At 69.4% G+C, this 14267-nt stretch carries 12 protein-coding genes; 8 read left to right on the top strand and 4 right to left on the bottom strand.

Annotated elements, in window-relative coordinates; genetic code table 11:
* Positions 1-3: 3 nt before the first annotated feature.
* From doeA to AB1A62_RS15535, 4 genes are all read right to left on the bottom strand, one after another.
* On the bottom strand, positions 4-1191 hold the full coding sequence (gene doeA / locus AB1A62_RS15550; RefSeq protein WP_366662368.1) for an ectoine hydrolase DoeA: 1188 nt from the start codon (positions 1189-1191) through the stop codon (positions 4-6).
* Positions 1192-1210: 19 nt separating this feature from the next.
* Positions 1211-2203: an ectoine utilization protein EutC gene (gene eutC / locus AB1A62_RS15545; RefSeq protein WP_366662367.1), complete on the bottom strand. Its 993-nt coding sequence runs from the start codon at positions 2201-2203 to the stop codon at positions 1211-1213.
* Complete coding sequence (gene eutB, locus AB1A62_RS15540) at positions 2196-3203, bottom strand: hydroxyectoine utilization dehydratase EutB (protein WP_366662366.1); 1008 nt, start codon at positions 3201-3203, stop codon at positions 2196-2198. Before eutB ends, eutC begins: the two co-directional genes overlap by 8 nt.
* Before the next feature lie 142 nt (positions 3204-3345).
* Positions 3346-4740, bottom strand: coding sequence for a PLP-dependent aminotransferase family protein (locus tag AB1A62_RS15535; RefSeq protein ID WP_366662365.1), 1395 nt, complete (start codon positions 4738-4740; stop codon positions 3346-3348).
* Positions 4741-5039: 299 nt separating this feature from the next.
* Here AB1A62_RS15535 and AB1A62_RS15530 point away from each other — a divergent pair, with 299 nt between their 5' ends.
* The 8 genes from AB1A62_RS15530 to AB1A62_RS15495 all read left to right on the top strand — a co-directional run bounded on the left by AB1A62_RS15530 (position 5040) and on the right by AB1A62_RS15495 (position 14237).
* Positions 5040-6380 (top strand): serine/threonine-protein kinase, encoded by a 1341-nt coding sequence (locus AB1A62_RS15530; protein ID WP_366662364.1) that lies wholly within the window; start codon positions 5040-5042, stop codon positions 6378-6380.
* 11 nt (positions 6381-6391) lie between these two features.
* On the top strand, positions 6392-7777 hold the full coding sequence (locus AB1A62_RS15525) for an FHA domain-containing protein (RefSeq protein WP_366662363.1): 1386 nt from the start codon (positions 6392-6394) through the stop codon (positions 7775-7777).
* Positions 7761-8741 (top strand): protein phosphatase 2C domain-containing protein, encoded by a 981-nt coding sequence (locus AB1A62_RS15520; RefSeq protein ID WP_366662362.1) that lies wholly within the window; start codon positions 7761-7763, stop codon positions 8739-8741. The genes AB1A62_RS15525 and AB1A62_RS15520 overlap by 17 nt, the downstream gene beginning before the upstream one ends.
* Entirely contained in the window at positions 8738-9934 is a 1197-nt protein-coding gene (locus tag AB1A62_RS15515; protein ID WP_366662361.1) for a hypothetical protein, read from the top strand. Before AB1A62_RS15520 ends, AB1A62_RS15515 begins: the two co-directional genes overlap by 4 nt.
* Before the next feature lie 72 nt (positions 9935-10006).
* The gene (locus AB1A62_RS15510; protein ID WP_366662360.1) at positions 10007-12067 is read left to right on the top strand and encodes a dynamin family protein; all 2061 of its coding nucleotides are present in this window, start codon (positions 10007-10009) and stop codon (positions 12065-12067) included.
* On the top strand, positions 12064-13029 hold the full coding sequence (locus AB1A62_RS15505) for a dynamin family protein (protein ID WP_366662359.1): 966 nt from the start codon (positions 12064-12066) through the stop codon (positions 13027-13029). Before AB1A62_RS15510 ends, AB1A62_RS15505 begins: the two co-directional genes overlap by 4 nt.
* Positions 13030-13089: 60 nt before the next feature.
* Positions 13090-13467: a hypothetical protein gene (locus AB1A62_RS15500; RefSeq protein ID WP_366662358.1), complete on the top strand. Its 378-nt coding sequence runs from the start codon at positions 13090-13092 to the stop codon at positions 13465-13467.
* A complete protein-coding gene (locus tag AB1A62_RS15495; protein WP_366662357.1) occupies positions 13467-14237 on the top strand; it encodes a hypothetical protein in 771 nt (256 codons plus the stop codon). The genes AB1A62_RS15500 and AB1A62_RS15495 overlap by 1 nt, the downstream gene beginning before the upstream one ends.
* The last annotated feature ends 30 nt before the right edge of the window (positions 14238-14267 follow it).

Raw genomic sequence — 14267 nt, 5'->3', positions numbered from 1 at the left:
GGCTCAGTCCTTCACGAACATCTTGCGCGGCACGTCGGACAGGCATTCCGGCCCATCGGCGCCGATGAGGATGCTTTCGGTGATCTCAAACCCCCAATCCTCCATCCACAGGCCGGTCATGAAGTGGAAGGTCATGTTTTCCTGCAGCACCGTGGTGTCGCCCGGGCGCAACGACATGGTGCGTTCGCCCCAGTCCGGCGGGTAGGAAACGCCGATCGGATAGCCGGTGCGGTTATCCTTTTCGATGCCGTATTTCTTCAGCACCGTGAAAAACGCCTTGGCGATGTCCTCGCAGGTGTTGCCGGCCTTGGCCACCTCCAGCCCGGCCTCCATCCCCTCCAGCACGGCCTTTTCGGCGTCCAGGAAGGTCTGGGGCGGCTTGCCCAGGAACACGGTGCGCGACAGCGGGCAGTGGTAGCGGTGCACCACGCCCGCGATCTCAAAGAACGTGCCCTCGCCGGATTTCATCGGCAAGTCGTCCCAGGTCAGATGCGGTGCGGCGGCGTCGGAGCCGGAGGGCAGCAGCGGCACAATCGCCGGATAGTCGCCGCCAAAGCCCAGCTCCGCGTCATAGCGCAGCCCCGCGTCATAGATCTCGGCCACCAGATCGCATTTGCGCATCCCCGGCTCGACCTTCTCGACAATGCGGCGGTGCATCCGGCCGACGATCCGGCCGGCCTGGCGCATATAGGTGAGCTCAGCCTCCGACTTCACCGCCCGCTGCCAGTTCACCAGCGCGTTGGCATCGGCAAAGCGCGCGTTCGGCAGGTGCTTTTGCAGCGACATGAAGGCGGCGGCGGTGAAGTAATAGTTGTCCATCTCGACGCCAATCACGCCGCCATCCAGCCCGCGGTCTGCCAGCTGCGCCGACAGGTAATCCATCGGATGCCGCTCGGTCGATTGCACGTAATGGTCCGGGTAGCCGATGATGCTGGCTGGATCCATGAAGCAGGTGCGCAGCGCCCCGTTTGCATCCTGGCCGCGGCCGTACCAGAGCGGCTCTCCCTCCATGCTGACAACAACGCATTGATGCACATAGAAGGACCAGCCGTCATAGCCGGTCAGCCAGTTCATGTTCGACGGATCGGTGACAATCAGCAGGTCAAGGCCGCGGCGGGACATCTCTGCCCGGGTCTTGTTCAGACGGGCCTGATATTCGGCGCGGGTGAAGTACAGCGTGGGATTTGCCATATGCGTTTGTCCTGGTTGATCAGCTGGTGAAGGTGGCGCCAGCCCCCGCGGCCTCAGCCCGGGTGCCTGCGAGGGTGGCGATGGCGGTGTCCTGCACGCCGGTGCCGGTGAGGTCGGCAATGATCAGGTCGCTGTCCGAGCGGCGGCCGGGGGCCTGCCCTGATGTGATGCTGCCCAATTCGGTGAAGCTTTGATCCTTGGCGATCAGCCCGGCCTCGATGGCACTGCGCAGCTCGCCCTTGACGGCGCATTGCGCCTGGCTGTCGGGCACATAGAGGTCCGCCTTGGCCAGGCAGGCCGGTTCCAGCTCGCATTTGTACTCCTGGTCGGAGCCCATGGCGACAACCAGCTGCCCCGGTTGCAGCCACTCCTCCTTGATCACAGGGTCAGCGGCGGGTGTTGTGGTGACCACGATGTCCGCGGATGCGACCGCCTGTGCGATGTCTGCGCTGACGATGATTTCGATCCCCAGCTCCTGGCGCAAGCCGGCGGCGGCAGCTTCAGCCTTGGCCCTGTCCCGCGCCCAGATCACCGCGCTGTTGATCCCGCGCACCAGGGTCATCGCCTTCAGCTGCATTTTCGACTGCACGCCTGCACCAATGATGCAAACACGGGCTGCATCCTCCCGCGCCAGATGCCGTGCCGCGACCGCCCCGGCGGCGGCGGTGCGCACATCGGTGAGGTAGCCATTGTCCAGAAGCAGCGTTTCAAGAAGGCCGGTCCGGCTGGAGAACACCACCATCAGACCGGTCGTGCTCGGCAGGCCGAGCTTAGGGTTGTCGAAAAACCCGGGGCTCATCTTTACGGCAAAGCTGTCGATCCCCGGCACATAGGCGGTCTTCACGCAAACCTCGCCGTTGTGGTCGGGCACCGGCAGCGTCAGGATCGGCGGCATCTCCACGCCGCCCCCGGCCAGCGTGGTGAAGCCCTGCTCGACGCAGTCCACAGCATCACGGTCCAGCGGCACCAGATCGCGCAGCTCTGCCTCGGTCAGGATCTTGATATCAGGCATCCGCGCCTCCCTTGATCTCCGCCGCTATGTCCACATCCTCGCCATCGATGACGCGCTTGTGCAGACCCATATCGATGTTCTGGCCGCTGACCAGCACCGCACAGCGCCCCGGGTTATCGATTTTGCCCGCCAGCAGAGCCGCGATGCCAACGCTGCCGGAGCCCTCGATCACTTGGCGCTCCTCATAGTAGGCATGGCGGATGGCCGCCGCGATTTCCGCCTCGGAGACCAGCACCACATCATCCACCAGCGCCTGCGTCATTGCGAAAGTATAGGCATTGACCAGCCCGATGCCGCCGCCAAGCGAATCCGCCAGCGTCGGCAGCTCTTCGACCTGCACCGGTCGACCCGCGCGCAAGCTGGCGTGCATCGCCGCGCCGCGTTCCATGCTGACGCCAATCACCCGGACCGCCGGGTTCGCGGCCTTCATCACCATCGCCACGCCGGAAATCAGCCCGCCGCCGGACAAGGGAACCAGCACCGTTTCCAGATCCGGCATCTGTTCCAGCATCTCCAGCGCCACGGTGCTTTGCCCGGCAATGATGTCCGGGTGGTCGAACGGCGGCAGCATGGTCATGCCCTCCGCCATCAGCCGGCCGGCCTCCAGCTGCGCGTCATCCTGCGAGTGGCCGATGATCCGTACCTCGGCACCGTGGGACTTGATGCCCTCGACCTTGTTCTGCGGCACCAGTTCCGACATGCAGATGATGCAGCGCACCCCGGCCTGCGCCGCCGCATAGGCCAGCCCGCGCCCGTGGTTGCCGGTGGAGACACCGACAACCCCCGCGGCGCGCTGTTCATCGCTTAGCGACAGCACTGCATTGGCGGCGCCGCGCAGTTTGAAGCTGCCGGTGATCTGGCTGTTCTCCAGCTTCAGCGCCACCCGGCCGCCGCAGAGGCGGCTGAGCGCGGGCGAATCCATCAGCGCGGTCCGGCGGATGCGCCCGGCAATCCGCGCCCGCGCCTGAAAGCTGTGCTGAAGGGTGATCGTCTCTGTCATTGGATTCGTCTTGCCAGGCAGGTGTCAGAAAAGGCCCGCCGCAGCCTGCCCCGGAACCCGTGATTCCGGCCCGGACGGGCGCCCTGAGCCAGCCTTGGAAAGACTTGTCCTGCGAGTCAATTCTTTTATTGTCACGCGACAATCAGAAAGCCAGCGCCGCCGCACCCTCCGGCGGCTGGCGCAGCATCCCCGCCAGCAGCTCCAGCGCCTGCCGGAACCGGGCCGGTTCCTGCACGCTGCCGAGCGAGATCCGCACCGCGTTCTGCGGCGGCACCCGCGGTGCCAGAAACGGGGTATCCGGCGCCACTGCGACATTCAGCTGCCGGGCGTAGGCGGCAAAGCCCTCGCTGGTCCAGCCGCCCTCCAGCGGCAGCCACAGGTGCAAGGCCGCCGGGTGGCCCTGCCAGTCCCAGCCCTGCAGCACCTCTGCGGCGATGGCGTGGCGCTCTGCCAGGGCGCGGCGCTGCCAGCGGGCCAGTTCCAGCGCGGTGCCGTCGCGCACCCAGCGGCTGGCCAGCTCGCACATCAGCGGTGTCGCCATCCAGCTGAACACCACGATCCGCCCGGTGAGGGCCGGCAGCAGATGCTCCGGCGCCGCCAGATAACCCGCGCGCAGCCCCGGCACCGTGCATTTGGTGAAGGTGGTGAGATATACCGTGCGCTCCGGCGCCAGCGCTGCAACCGGTGCCGGACGGTCCTCTGCCACCGGGCCGAAGGCATCGTTTTCGATGATCAGCAGGTCATGGCGGCGGGCCACCTCCACCAGCGCCCGGCGCCGCTCTTCCGGCATCATCCCGGCGGTTGCATTGGCAAGGGACGGCAGCAGAAACAACACTTTAGGGTCGTTCTTGCGGCAATACTCGTCCAGCGCATCCGGCAGCATTCCGTCGCCGTCCGTCTCCAGTCCGGACAGGGTCAGCCCCAGGCTGGCACAGGCCGTGACCAGCAGGTGATGGGTGATTTTGTCCGCCGCCACCGTGTCGCCGGGGCGGGTCAGTGCGGTCAGCGCCGCCGACAGCCCGTGGCTGACGCCATTGGTCATCAGGATCCGCTCCGCCGGCACCTCCAGCCCGCAGATCCTCAGCCACTCCGCCCCCGCCGCCCGGTGGGCATCGTGGCCCGCGTTGGGACGGGTGGACAGGTAGCAGGCGGGGTCCAGCCCGTCGGGCAGCTGCCGCAGCGCCTGCTGGAACCGCTCCGCATGCAGCTGTGTGAACAGCGGCCGCGAGATCGACAGGTCATAGCCGCCGCCGCTGTCCGATTGCAGCCGGTAGGGCGGGCTGCTGCCCGCCTCCGGGCCGGTCACGAAGCTGCCGCGCCCGACCTGGCCGTCAATCAGCCGCTGCCGCCGCAGGCTGTCATAGGCCTTGCTGACGGTATGCACGCTGAGGCCCAGCTCTTGTGCCATCTTGCGGTGGGTCGGCAGCTGCGCGCCTTTGGCCAGGCGGCCGTCGGAGATGGCCTTGGCCAGGGCCTGCGCCAGGCTGGCATGCAGCGGCGGGGTCAGGGTCACAGGATCGGGATACCAGATTGTCATGCGTCAATCCTAACGGCGGGCGCGGGGAAAGCCCATCCCCTTGCTGCGGCAGCCTCCACCCGGTGCATGCCCCGCATCCACTGCCGGATAGCATCGCAGTTTAACTAACTTCAAAGCAACTAGCCGGCGCGCTGTTAACCCAATGTTTGCTGCCCTTCTGAGAGGATTGCGGCAAGAATCTGGCGGATCTGCCTCAATTGCCCGAATGGGGCCGCGAACATTCCCCATTCCGCCGGCAGCGTAAAGGTCCGCCCGTGCCCTTCCGGCCGGGGGCCGAGCTGCCAGGAGGAAATGACGCCGTGCCGCCCGACATATCTTCCGCCGATCCGGCGCACATCTGCGAACTGCCCTGCGGCTTCAAGCTGCTTCAGGGCCAGTACCAGATTGAGCGCCCGCTGATCAGCGGCGGCTTCGGTATCACCTATCTGGCGCGCGACAGCCTGGAACGGCGGGTGGTGATCAAGGAATGCTTTCCCGCGGGTCTGTGCCGCCGCAACGGCCCGGAGGTGGAGCCGGCCGCGCCGGAACACGCCAAGTCCTGCCGCAACGTGCTGCGCGCCTTCCTGCGCGAGGCGCATCTGCTGGCCCGCGCCGAACACCCGGGCATCGTCGGCGTGCATCAGGTCTTCAAGGAAAACCAGACCGCCTATATCGCGATGGAGTTCATCGACGGGCTCGACCTGCTGACGGTGCGCGAGGATCAGCCGGAGCGGCTGACCGCGCCGCTGCTGCGGCAGATCCTGGATCAGGCGCTGGAAGCGCTTGGCTGCCTGCACGGGCTGGGCATCCTGCACCGCGACATCTCGCCGGACAATCTGCTGCTCGGCCAGGACGGCACCCTGACCCTGATCGATTTCGGCGCCGCGGCCGGCAGCACCCCCTTGGATGACACCGCACTGCCCACCCTGCTGGCGGTCAAGGACGGCTACTCGGCGCATGAGCTCTACAAGCCCGACCTGCCGCAGCGCCCGGCCTGCGACATCTACGCGCTTGGCGCCACCTTCTATTACCTCATCACCGGCGAAACCCCGGCGGGCAGCCAGCAGCGGCTGACCGCGGTGATGGCCGGCAACCCCGACCCCTGCCCGCCGCTGCTGGGCGGCCCCTGGGCGGCGGATCCGGCCTTGCTGGCGACGGTGGATCAGGCAATGTCGGTGCTGCCCGCTGAACGCTTCCAGTCCACCCGCGCCTGGGCGGAGATGCTGGCGGACTGCGATGCTGCGGATCCGGTGCCGGCTGCCGCCTCCCAGGATCAGCCCGGCCCGCTTCCCGAAGCGGAGGCTGCCCCCGCGCCTGCCGGCGGCGGCGCGCTGGACGCGGCAATCGCCGATCTGGTGGCGGCCACCAACTCCAGCCTCACCCCGGGCCAGCCGCGCAAGGCCCGCAGGGAGCCGGCGCCCGCCCCGGCCGCAGACGCGCCCCGCCAGATGGTCAACCTGTTCGGCGAGCCGGTCAGCGACCTGGAGGCCTGGCTGGCAGAGGAAGATGCCCGGGCGCGGCGCAGCCGCAACGCGCCTGCCGCCGAACAGCCCCCCGCCGCTGCGGACAGCGGCGCCGAGACGCGCAAACCCACATTCGCAGGCCGCCTGCGCAGGATCTTCGGGTTCCAGGACGGCACCCCGGCAACGGTTAAGAACTGAAGGAAACGGCTATGAAGTTCATCAAGGATATCATCGGAGAAAAGCGGGAACGGGTGCGGGCGGATGCCGCCGCCCAGCCCGCGGCAGAACCGGTGCAGCCGCCGGCGCGGGACCCGTTCGACAGCCTTTCCGCGGAACCGGAGGCAGCGGCGGGCCGTCCCGGGGCACCGCTCAGCCTGGACAGCGGCTTCCGCCTCGACCCGGAGCCTGAGAGCGCCGGGGAGGACTATGCCCTGCCGGAGGATTTCCTGCGGGATGAAGACCCGGAAGAAGACACCCCGGAGGCCTATGCCGAACCCGCTGCCGCCCCGCAGGACAGCGCGGAGGATTTCCTGGACAGTATGGACAGCGCCGCGCCGGAAGATGATGCCATCGCCGCCTTCTTTGCCCGCGAACAGGCACAGGCGGCCGCCCCCGAACCGGCCCCCGCTCCGGCCGCGCCGGACGAACCGGAGGCTGAAGACCCCTTTGCCGCCTGGGAAGAGGCGGAGTACGCGGAACCGGACACCTATGCAGCCGAAGAAGAAGAGGAGGACGGCCCGGACGCCTTTGACGGGGAACCGGACTTCAGCCGCCTGCAGCAGCCGGAGCCTGCAGAGGAACGGCCCGGGGGTTACCGGATCTTCCACCGCAAATCCGCTGCAGCCGCCCAGCCGCAGCCGGAACCGGAGGTGCAGCCGGACCCCCAGCCGGAGCCGGCCCCTGAGCCGCAATACAGAATGGACAAACCGGCGCAGCCGCAGGCAGACGCGCAGCCCGCGCCCGCACCGCAGATGCGCCCGGAAACGACGCCCGCCCCCATGCCCGCCGTCGCGGCGCCGCAAATGGCGCCCGCGGCCCCGCAACCCGCGGAGCCGCCGGCATCCGCCGCGCCGATCGACGTGCCCGCCCCTTCGATGGGCCGCGGCGCCAGCCGCGCGGGCCGCGTCAAGACCCGCCTCTTGGGCTTCAGCCCGGCGCAGGCGCCCGGCAGCGACCCGTTCTCGCGCAGCGCCGAGGGTGCCGCGCCCGGCTACACCCAGTTCCCGGTCGGCTGGCTGGCAGTGGTGCAGGGCCCCGGCCGCGGCGCCGCCTTCACCCTGTTCAGCGGCGTCACCGTGATCGGCCGCGGCGAGGATCAGACCGTGCGGCTGGATTTCGGCGACAACAGCATCTCGCGCGACAACCACGCCGCCATCGCCTATGACCCGGAGCAGAAGGCGTTCTATATCGGCCACGGCGGCAAGGCGAACCTGGTGCGCCGCAACGGCCGCCCGGTGCTCAGCACCGAGGAGCTGGCGGCGGGCGATGTGATCCGCATCGGCGAAACCACCCTGCGCTTCGTGCCGCTCTGCGGCGCCGATTTCGGCTGGGACCAGACGCAGCAAGGCGATGCCTCCCATGCTGCATTCAGCTGAGCTCGAATACGACGCCGCGACGGCCATCAGCCAGGGCCGCCGCGACCGTCAGGAGGATGCCGTGGCGGCCGATTTCCTGGCCGGCGCCGGCACCGGCTTTGCGGTGCTGGCAGACGGCATGGGCGGCCATGCGGCCGGCGATGTCGCCGCCAAGATCGTGGTCACCGAGGTGTTCAGCGAGCTGAAGCTGCGCGCGGGCGAGCCGGAGCAGCTGGAGCCCGCCATCGGCGAGGTGCTGCACAGCGCTGCCGACGGCGCCAATGCCTGCCTCGGCGAATACGCCAGCCACCAGCCGCAGGTGCAGGCGCAGGGCATGGGCGCGACCCTGCTGGCGCCGGTGCTGTTCCGCGACCGGCTCTACTGGATCTCGGTGGGCGATTCACCGCTCTACCTGTTCCGCGACGGCGCCCTGATCCGCCTCAACGCCGACCACTCGATGGCGGCGGAGCTGGAGAAGCTGGTCGCCCGCGGCCGCATGGACCCGGCGGAGGCCGCCGCCCACCCGGACCGCCACTGCGTCACCTCGGTGCTGACCGGCGGCGGCATTCCCCAGATCGACTGCCGCAGCGCCCCGGTGCGGCTGCAGCACGGAGATATCGTGCTGGCCGCCAGCGACGGGCTCCTGTTCCTGGCGGAAGAGGAGATTGCCGAAGTGCTGGCCGCTGAATGCCACAGCCCAAGCGCCCGCATCGGCGCCGCACTGATGCGGAGGCTGGAGGCGCTGGACGCGCCCGAGCAGGACAACGCCGCCTTCTGCGTGATCAAGCCGTTCGACCCGCAGGCGCCGCTGCCCGCCCCGGCAGAGCCCGCCGCGCCGCAGGTTCAGGCGCCTGAGCCGCCGCAGCCCGAACCGGCCGCCGCCGCCCGCCAGCGGGCCGGCCGCCGGATCATCACCTTTCTGGCCTCCGCAACCTGGCGCGACGCGCCAGGTGCGGGCCGCAGCAAGACGGATGCATCCGCGTGAGCCTTCCCCAAAGAGACATAAGCCCGCTGGCAGGCCAGCTGGAACAGACCCTCAGCACCGGGCGGCTGCCGTCCGACGTGTCCGGCTGGGGCAGCCAGCTGCTGCAGCGCCTGCGCCAGCCGGTGCGGGTGGCAGTTGCCGGGGCTGCCGGCAGCGGCAAATCCGCCGTTATCGACATGCTCCTGGGCCGGGTGGTCATTGGCCGCAACGGCAGCGGCCTGCTGGTCGATATCTGCCACGGCGCGCAGGAAATGGTGGAGGTCGAAACCGCCGCGGGCGAGCGCCATCAGCTGCCCGGCCTGCTGTCGCAGCTGGAGGTGCCTGAGGGTGCCCGCCGCGTCCGCCAGACCCTGCCCGACCCGCGCCTGCACTGGCACAGCTACTGCGAACTGCCGCTCTCCGGCCCGCAGTCCGCGCAGCAGGAGAGGCTGCAGCAGGCCGCCGGGGGGGCCGACATCATCCTGTGGTGCAGCCAGGGCTTTCCCGCCGCCGAACAGGCGCTCTGGGCGGCGGTGCCGGACAGCACCAAAGACCACAGCTTCCTGGTGCTCACCATGGCCGACCGCCTGGTAATGCGCGGCACGCTGCCCGGCCTGATTGAGGCGCTGGAGCCGGTGGCGGCGGAGGAATTCCTGGGCGTCTACCCGGTCGCCGCGATCCAGGGGCTGACCGCCCGCACCGCGGTGGCCCCGCAGGACGGGCTGTGGCGCTCCAGCGGCGGCAAGCAGCTGAGCGAGGACGTGCAGCGTCAGGTCGACCAGGGCCGCGCCTCCGACGTTGATCAGGCAGAGATGCTGATCCGCCAGTTCGGCGGCACCCTGCCGCCCGGAACAGCACCCGCTGCGTCCGGGCCTGCGCCGGCACCCTCTGCCGCGCCGCAGGCCGCCAGTCTGGCTGCTGCGCTGGACCAGCTGCAAACCGGTGCCGAGATGATGCTGGCCGAGGCCGAAGCCGCCGGCGGCCCCCAGGCCGGCCCGGTGCTGTCGCAATGCATGGAGATGATCCGCAACCTGTCGCAGTCGCTGGACGCAATGCCCGCCAGCGCCGCGGTGGAGGCCGCCCGCGAGGCCGCCCAGGACGGCGAGGAGATGCTGATGCTGTGCCAGCTGGAACAGGATGAGGATGCGGCGGTCGACGCGGTGACGCTGCTGATCCAGCTGAAGAAAGAACTGATGGAAGAGCCGCCCGGATAACCCGCGCGCGCCAAAGACCCGCCCGCCGGGCAGCAGAACAAACGCCAAAGCAGGACAGAAACAGGCCCCGCCATGCAGATGGAAACCCAGATCGAGAGCGCCACCGACATCCGCGCCTCCGCCCGCCCCACCAACCTCAGCGCCGGGATGGAGCCGCTGGCAGGTTTCGCCCGCAAGGTGCGGCGGCTTGATGGCGCCCTCACCACCCTGCATGGCGTCTCGGGGGAGCGGGTGCAGCGCAGCCTGTCCCGCCTGCAGGAGGAACTGGGCAGTTTTGAACCCAGCGTCACCCTGCTGGGACAGGTGAAATCCGGCAAGACCTCGCTGGTCAATGCCATGGCAGGCTGGGCCGACCTGTTGCCGTCGGACGTGAACCCCTGGACCTCGGTTGTCACCTCGCTGCACCTGGAGCCGGGCGAGACCCGCACTGAAAACAAGGCCAGCTTCCAGTTCATGACTGAGGAGGAATGGGACCGGCTGCTGACCAAGGGCGGCCGCATCGGCGAAATGGCGGGCCGCGCGGGCGCGGGCAGCGAGCTGCAGAAGATCCGCGCCCAGATCGAGGAAATGCGCGAACGCTCGCGCCAGCGGCTGGGCCGCAAGTTCGAGCTCTTGATGGGGCAGAAGCACGACTACGGCTATTTCGACAAGAACCTGATCGAGCGCTACATCTGCCTCGGCGATGATTTCGGCGACGAGGACCCGGGCACGGTGGACGAACAGGGCCGCTTTGCCGATATCACCCGGGCCGCCGACCTTTACCTCAATTGCCGCTCGGTGCCGCACCGCCTCTGCCTGCGCGACACGCCGGGCGTCAACGACACCTTCATGATGCGCGAGCAGATCACCATCCAGGCAATCCGCGACAGCCGCATCTGCGTGGTGGTGCTGTCGGCGGGCCAGGCGCTGACCTCAGTCGACATGGGGCTGATCCGGATGATCTCCAACCTCAAATCGCGCGAGGTGGTGATCTTCGTCAACCGCATCGACGAGCTGGCCGACCCCGCAAACCAGATTGCCGAGATCGAGGCCAGCATCCGCCAGACCCTGGAAGCTCATCACGGGCCGCAGGAGGCGGAGATCATCTTCGGCAGCGCCTATTGGGCCAACAAGGTCCTGACCGGCGGGCTGGAGGATATGGACCCCTCCAGCGCCGCCGCGCTCTTGAACTGGGCCGAGGCCTCGGTCAACGCCTCCCACGCCAAGGCCACGCCGCAGAACATGGTGTGGGAGCTGTCGGGCATCCCGGCCCTGAACCGCGCCGTGTCCGAACGCATCGTCACCGACCTCGGCACCCCGATGCTGGCCCGCATTGCCGCCTCAGCAACCACCGCCGCCACCGGCCAGGAGGCCGCCAACGCAGTGCTGGTTCAGGGCGAAGGCAGTGGCGGCGGCGCCAATATGCATGACGTCCGCAACGCCTTCGAGGACATCTGCCAGACCCATCTGGAGGCCCTGGAGGCAGAGGCGGGTCAGGTGCTCGACGCTTTCCGGGACCGCGCCGACCGGGCCCACGCCACCTTCACCGACCGCGCCACCCATGCGCTGATCGACCATCTGGAGAAATGGGGTGAGGACTGCCACTGGGAGTACGACCCCGCCGGGCTGCGGATGCTGTTGCGCTCCGCCTATTCGGTGATGACCAGCCGCCTGCAATCCGCCGCCCAGAAACGGTATGAAGCCGCGGTGCAGGATGTGGCCGAACTGCTTTATGACGGCTTCGGCCCGGCGGTGGAGGGCATCCAGCTGGCGGTGCCGGAGGTGCCCCAGCCCGCCTCGCCGGTGGCGCTGGCGCAGTCCATCGCGCTGGATTTTAACGATAGCTGGTGGGCCTCCTGGTGGCGCCGCACCCGCGGCTACAAGGCCTTTGCCAAGCAGTTCCGCAGCCTGATCGCAGGCGAGACAGAGGATTTCATGACCCAGCTCAAGACCGTGCAGACGGCGGACGCCCGCGCCGCCATCCTCGCCCGGCTGCAGGGCTTCTTTGACGATCAGCGCGACATCCTGCTGGAGATCGCCGACTGCCGCCGCGGCGGCGGTGACATGCAGGCGCTGTTCGCCGGGGACGAGGCCCGGCACCGCCAGACTCAGACTGCTACTGCCTTGGAAACACTCAGGAGTTTCACAGCATGACTTATCAGACTGCCCAGCACGCCCCGGCCCCCGTCCCTCCCGAAGCCGCCCTGGGCCGCAAGCCGCGGCTGGCGCTGATGGGCGAATTCAGCGCCGGCAAAAGCACCCTCACCAACCTTCTGGTGGGCCGCCAGCCGCTGCCCACCCGCGTCACCGCCACCCGCCTGCCGCCGGTCTGGATCTCTCACGGCGCTGAGGGCGCCCGCCTGATCGGCACAGACGGCGGCGAAGTCCCGGTGCCGCTGGAGGATCTGGCGGGCGCGCCGCTGGAAACCACCGCGCTCATCCGCCTGACCCTGCCCGCCGAGGCGCTGGAGCTCTGCGATCTCATCGACATGCCCGGCATCTCCGATCCCAACATGCCTGCCAGCGTCTGGCAGAACCTGCTGCCGGAGGTCGACAGCGTGATCTGGTGCACCCATGCCACCCAGGCCTGGCGCCAGTCCGAGGCCGCCGCCTGGGAAGAGATCTCCGCCCGGCTCGACGCGCCCAGCACCTTACTGATCACCCATTTCGACAAGCTCAAGACCCCGCGCGACCGTGACCGGGTGCTGCGCCGGGTGCGGAAGGAAACCGGTGATCGCTTTAACGCGGTTTTCCCGCTGTCGCTCAGCCAGGCGCTGGCCGCGGGCGAGGACATGGAGGCCTGGAAGACCAGCGGCGCCGATGGTTTCATCGAATACCTGGTCGACCTGCTGCTGAACTGGTCGCAGCCGGGCCGCCCCCGCCCGCCGGCGCAGCCCGCGCCCGCCGCCGCCGCACAGGTGCTGCAGCCCGATCAGCAGTTGCGGGCAGAGGTGCTGGACATCGGCGGCCTGCGCGACAGCACTGCGCAGCCCAAGCCGCAACTGCAAGAGGCCGCAGCCGCGGAGGCCAGTGGCGGCCCCCGCGTTGTCCCGCGCCGGGTCTCTGCCCCGTCCCGGCGCAGCCAGCGCCCCGAACCCCCTTCTGCCGGAGACTGACACCGAAATGCTGCCAACACCCGCGCCATGCACTGCACCGGCCCGCCGCGGGGGCCGTAAATGACCCTGGCCCGCCAGCTCGACGCCCTGCGCCATTTTGAGCCCGGCTGCCGCCTGGCCGCCTTCGGCGATCTCGGCGCCAGCATCGTGCTGCGCAGCAGCAGCGCAGGCGGCCACCCGCAGGAATACCTCGACGATCTCTGCCAGCAGGCCCGCCGCGGCTTCCTGGCGCTGGATGCGGCGGTTCAGGCCGGCGGCGTGGCGGCCGCGCCAGCCGATGATGTTCTGCTGCTCGCCCCCGGCGAGGCGCGCCTGTTCTTGCGCGCCGGTGCCGGCTCCGGCGACGCGGTGCTCTGCGTCTGCACCGATGCGGAGGCCGCCGCCCGGCTGGCCGCCCCGGCCCGGCAGCTGCTGGCACAACTGGACGGAGGACTGTGATGGCAGAGCCCGCGCATCAGTCCCCGCGGCCCGGCGCCTCCGCCGCCTCAGCCCTGCATCAGGCGCTGATCCGGCTGGCGCAGCCCGCCGGCGCGCCGCCGCAGGGCAAGCCGGACACGCTCTGCGCCGCGGTGCTGCGCGAGATCAGCGAGACCGTTCTGCCGCGCGAAATCACCCTCTGCATCGGCGACCGGCCTGCCGCGGTCCTTACCGTGGCGCAGCGGCGGCTTGCCGGCCTCAGCCTGGGCGGTGCCGCGGCGGGCACCGCCGCCGCCGAGAACCCGGAGACCGCAGCGCAGCTTTTTGCCGCCGGCCTGCGGCGGCTGGAGGGGGAAGGCCAAGGCCAGGAAGCCAGCTTCCGCCGCCGCCCCTGCGCCGCGCCGCAGGGCGCAGGCAGCTGCTCCGCCCGCAGGCTGGCCGAAGCCCTCACTGCCGCCGGCGGCGGCGGGCGGCTGGACCATTTCCGGGCCCAGGCGGCACCGCAGGCCGCCGCCTGGCTTTACTGCCCGCGCAACGGCGGGCAGGCACAAGGCAACGGCCCGGCGGAACTGCGCACCCGGCTGGACGCGGTGCGCCAGGCGCTCACCGCCAAATCCGCCCGCCCCGCCTCGGCCCGGATGCCGGTGCCGAAACCGGACTGCCTGCTGCTGCCGGTTACACCGCAGCTGCACATCCTCGCGGCCTCCGACAGCGGTGCGCTGCTGCTTCTGGCCTTGCCGCCGGATGAGGCCCGCACCCAGGCGGCCGTCTGGCGCGGCATCTACGGCTAAACCCAACCATCGCGCCCAAAAAACAGGCAG

Origin of the sequence: Leisingera sp. JC11 (assembly GCF_040704725.1) — a bacterium.
In the GTDB taxonomy this organism is placed as follows: Bacteria; Pseudomonadota; Alphaproteobacteria; order Rhodobacterales; family Rhodobacteraceae; genus Leisingera.
Note: the sequence above shows the minus strand (reverse complement) of the source record. Positions and strands in the feature narration are given on the sequence as shown.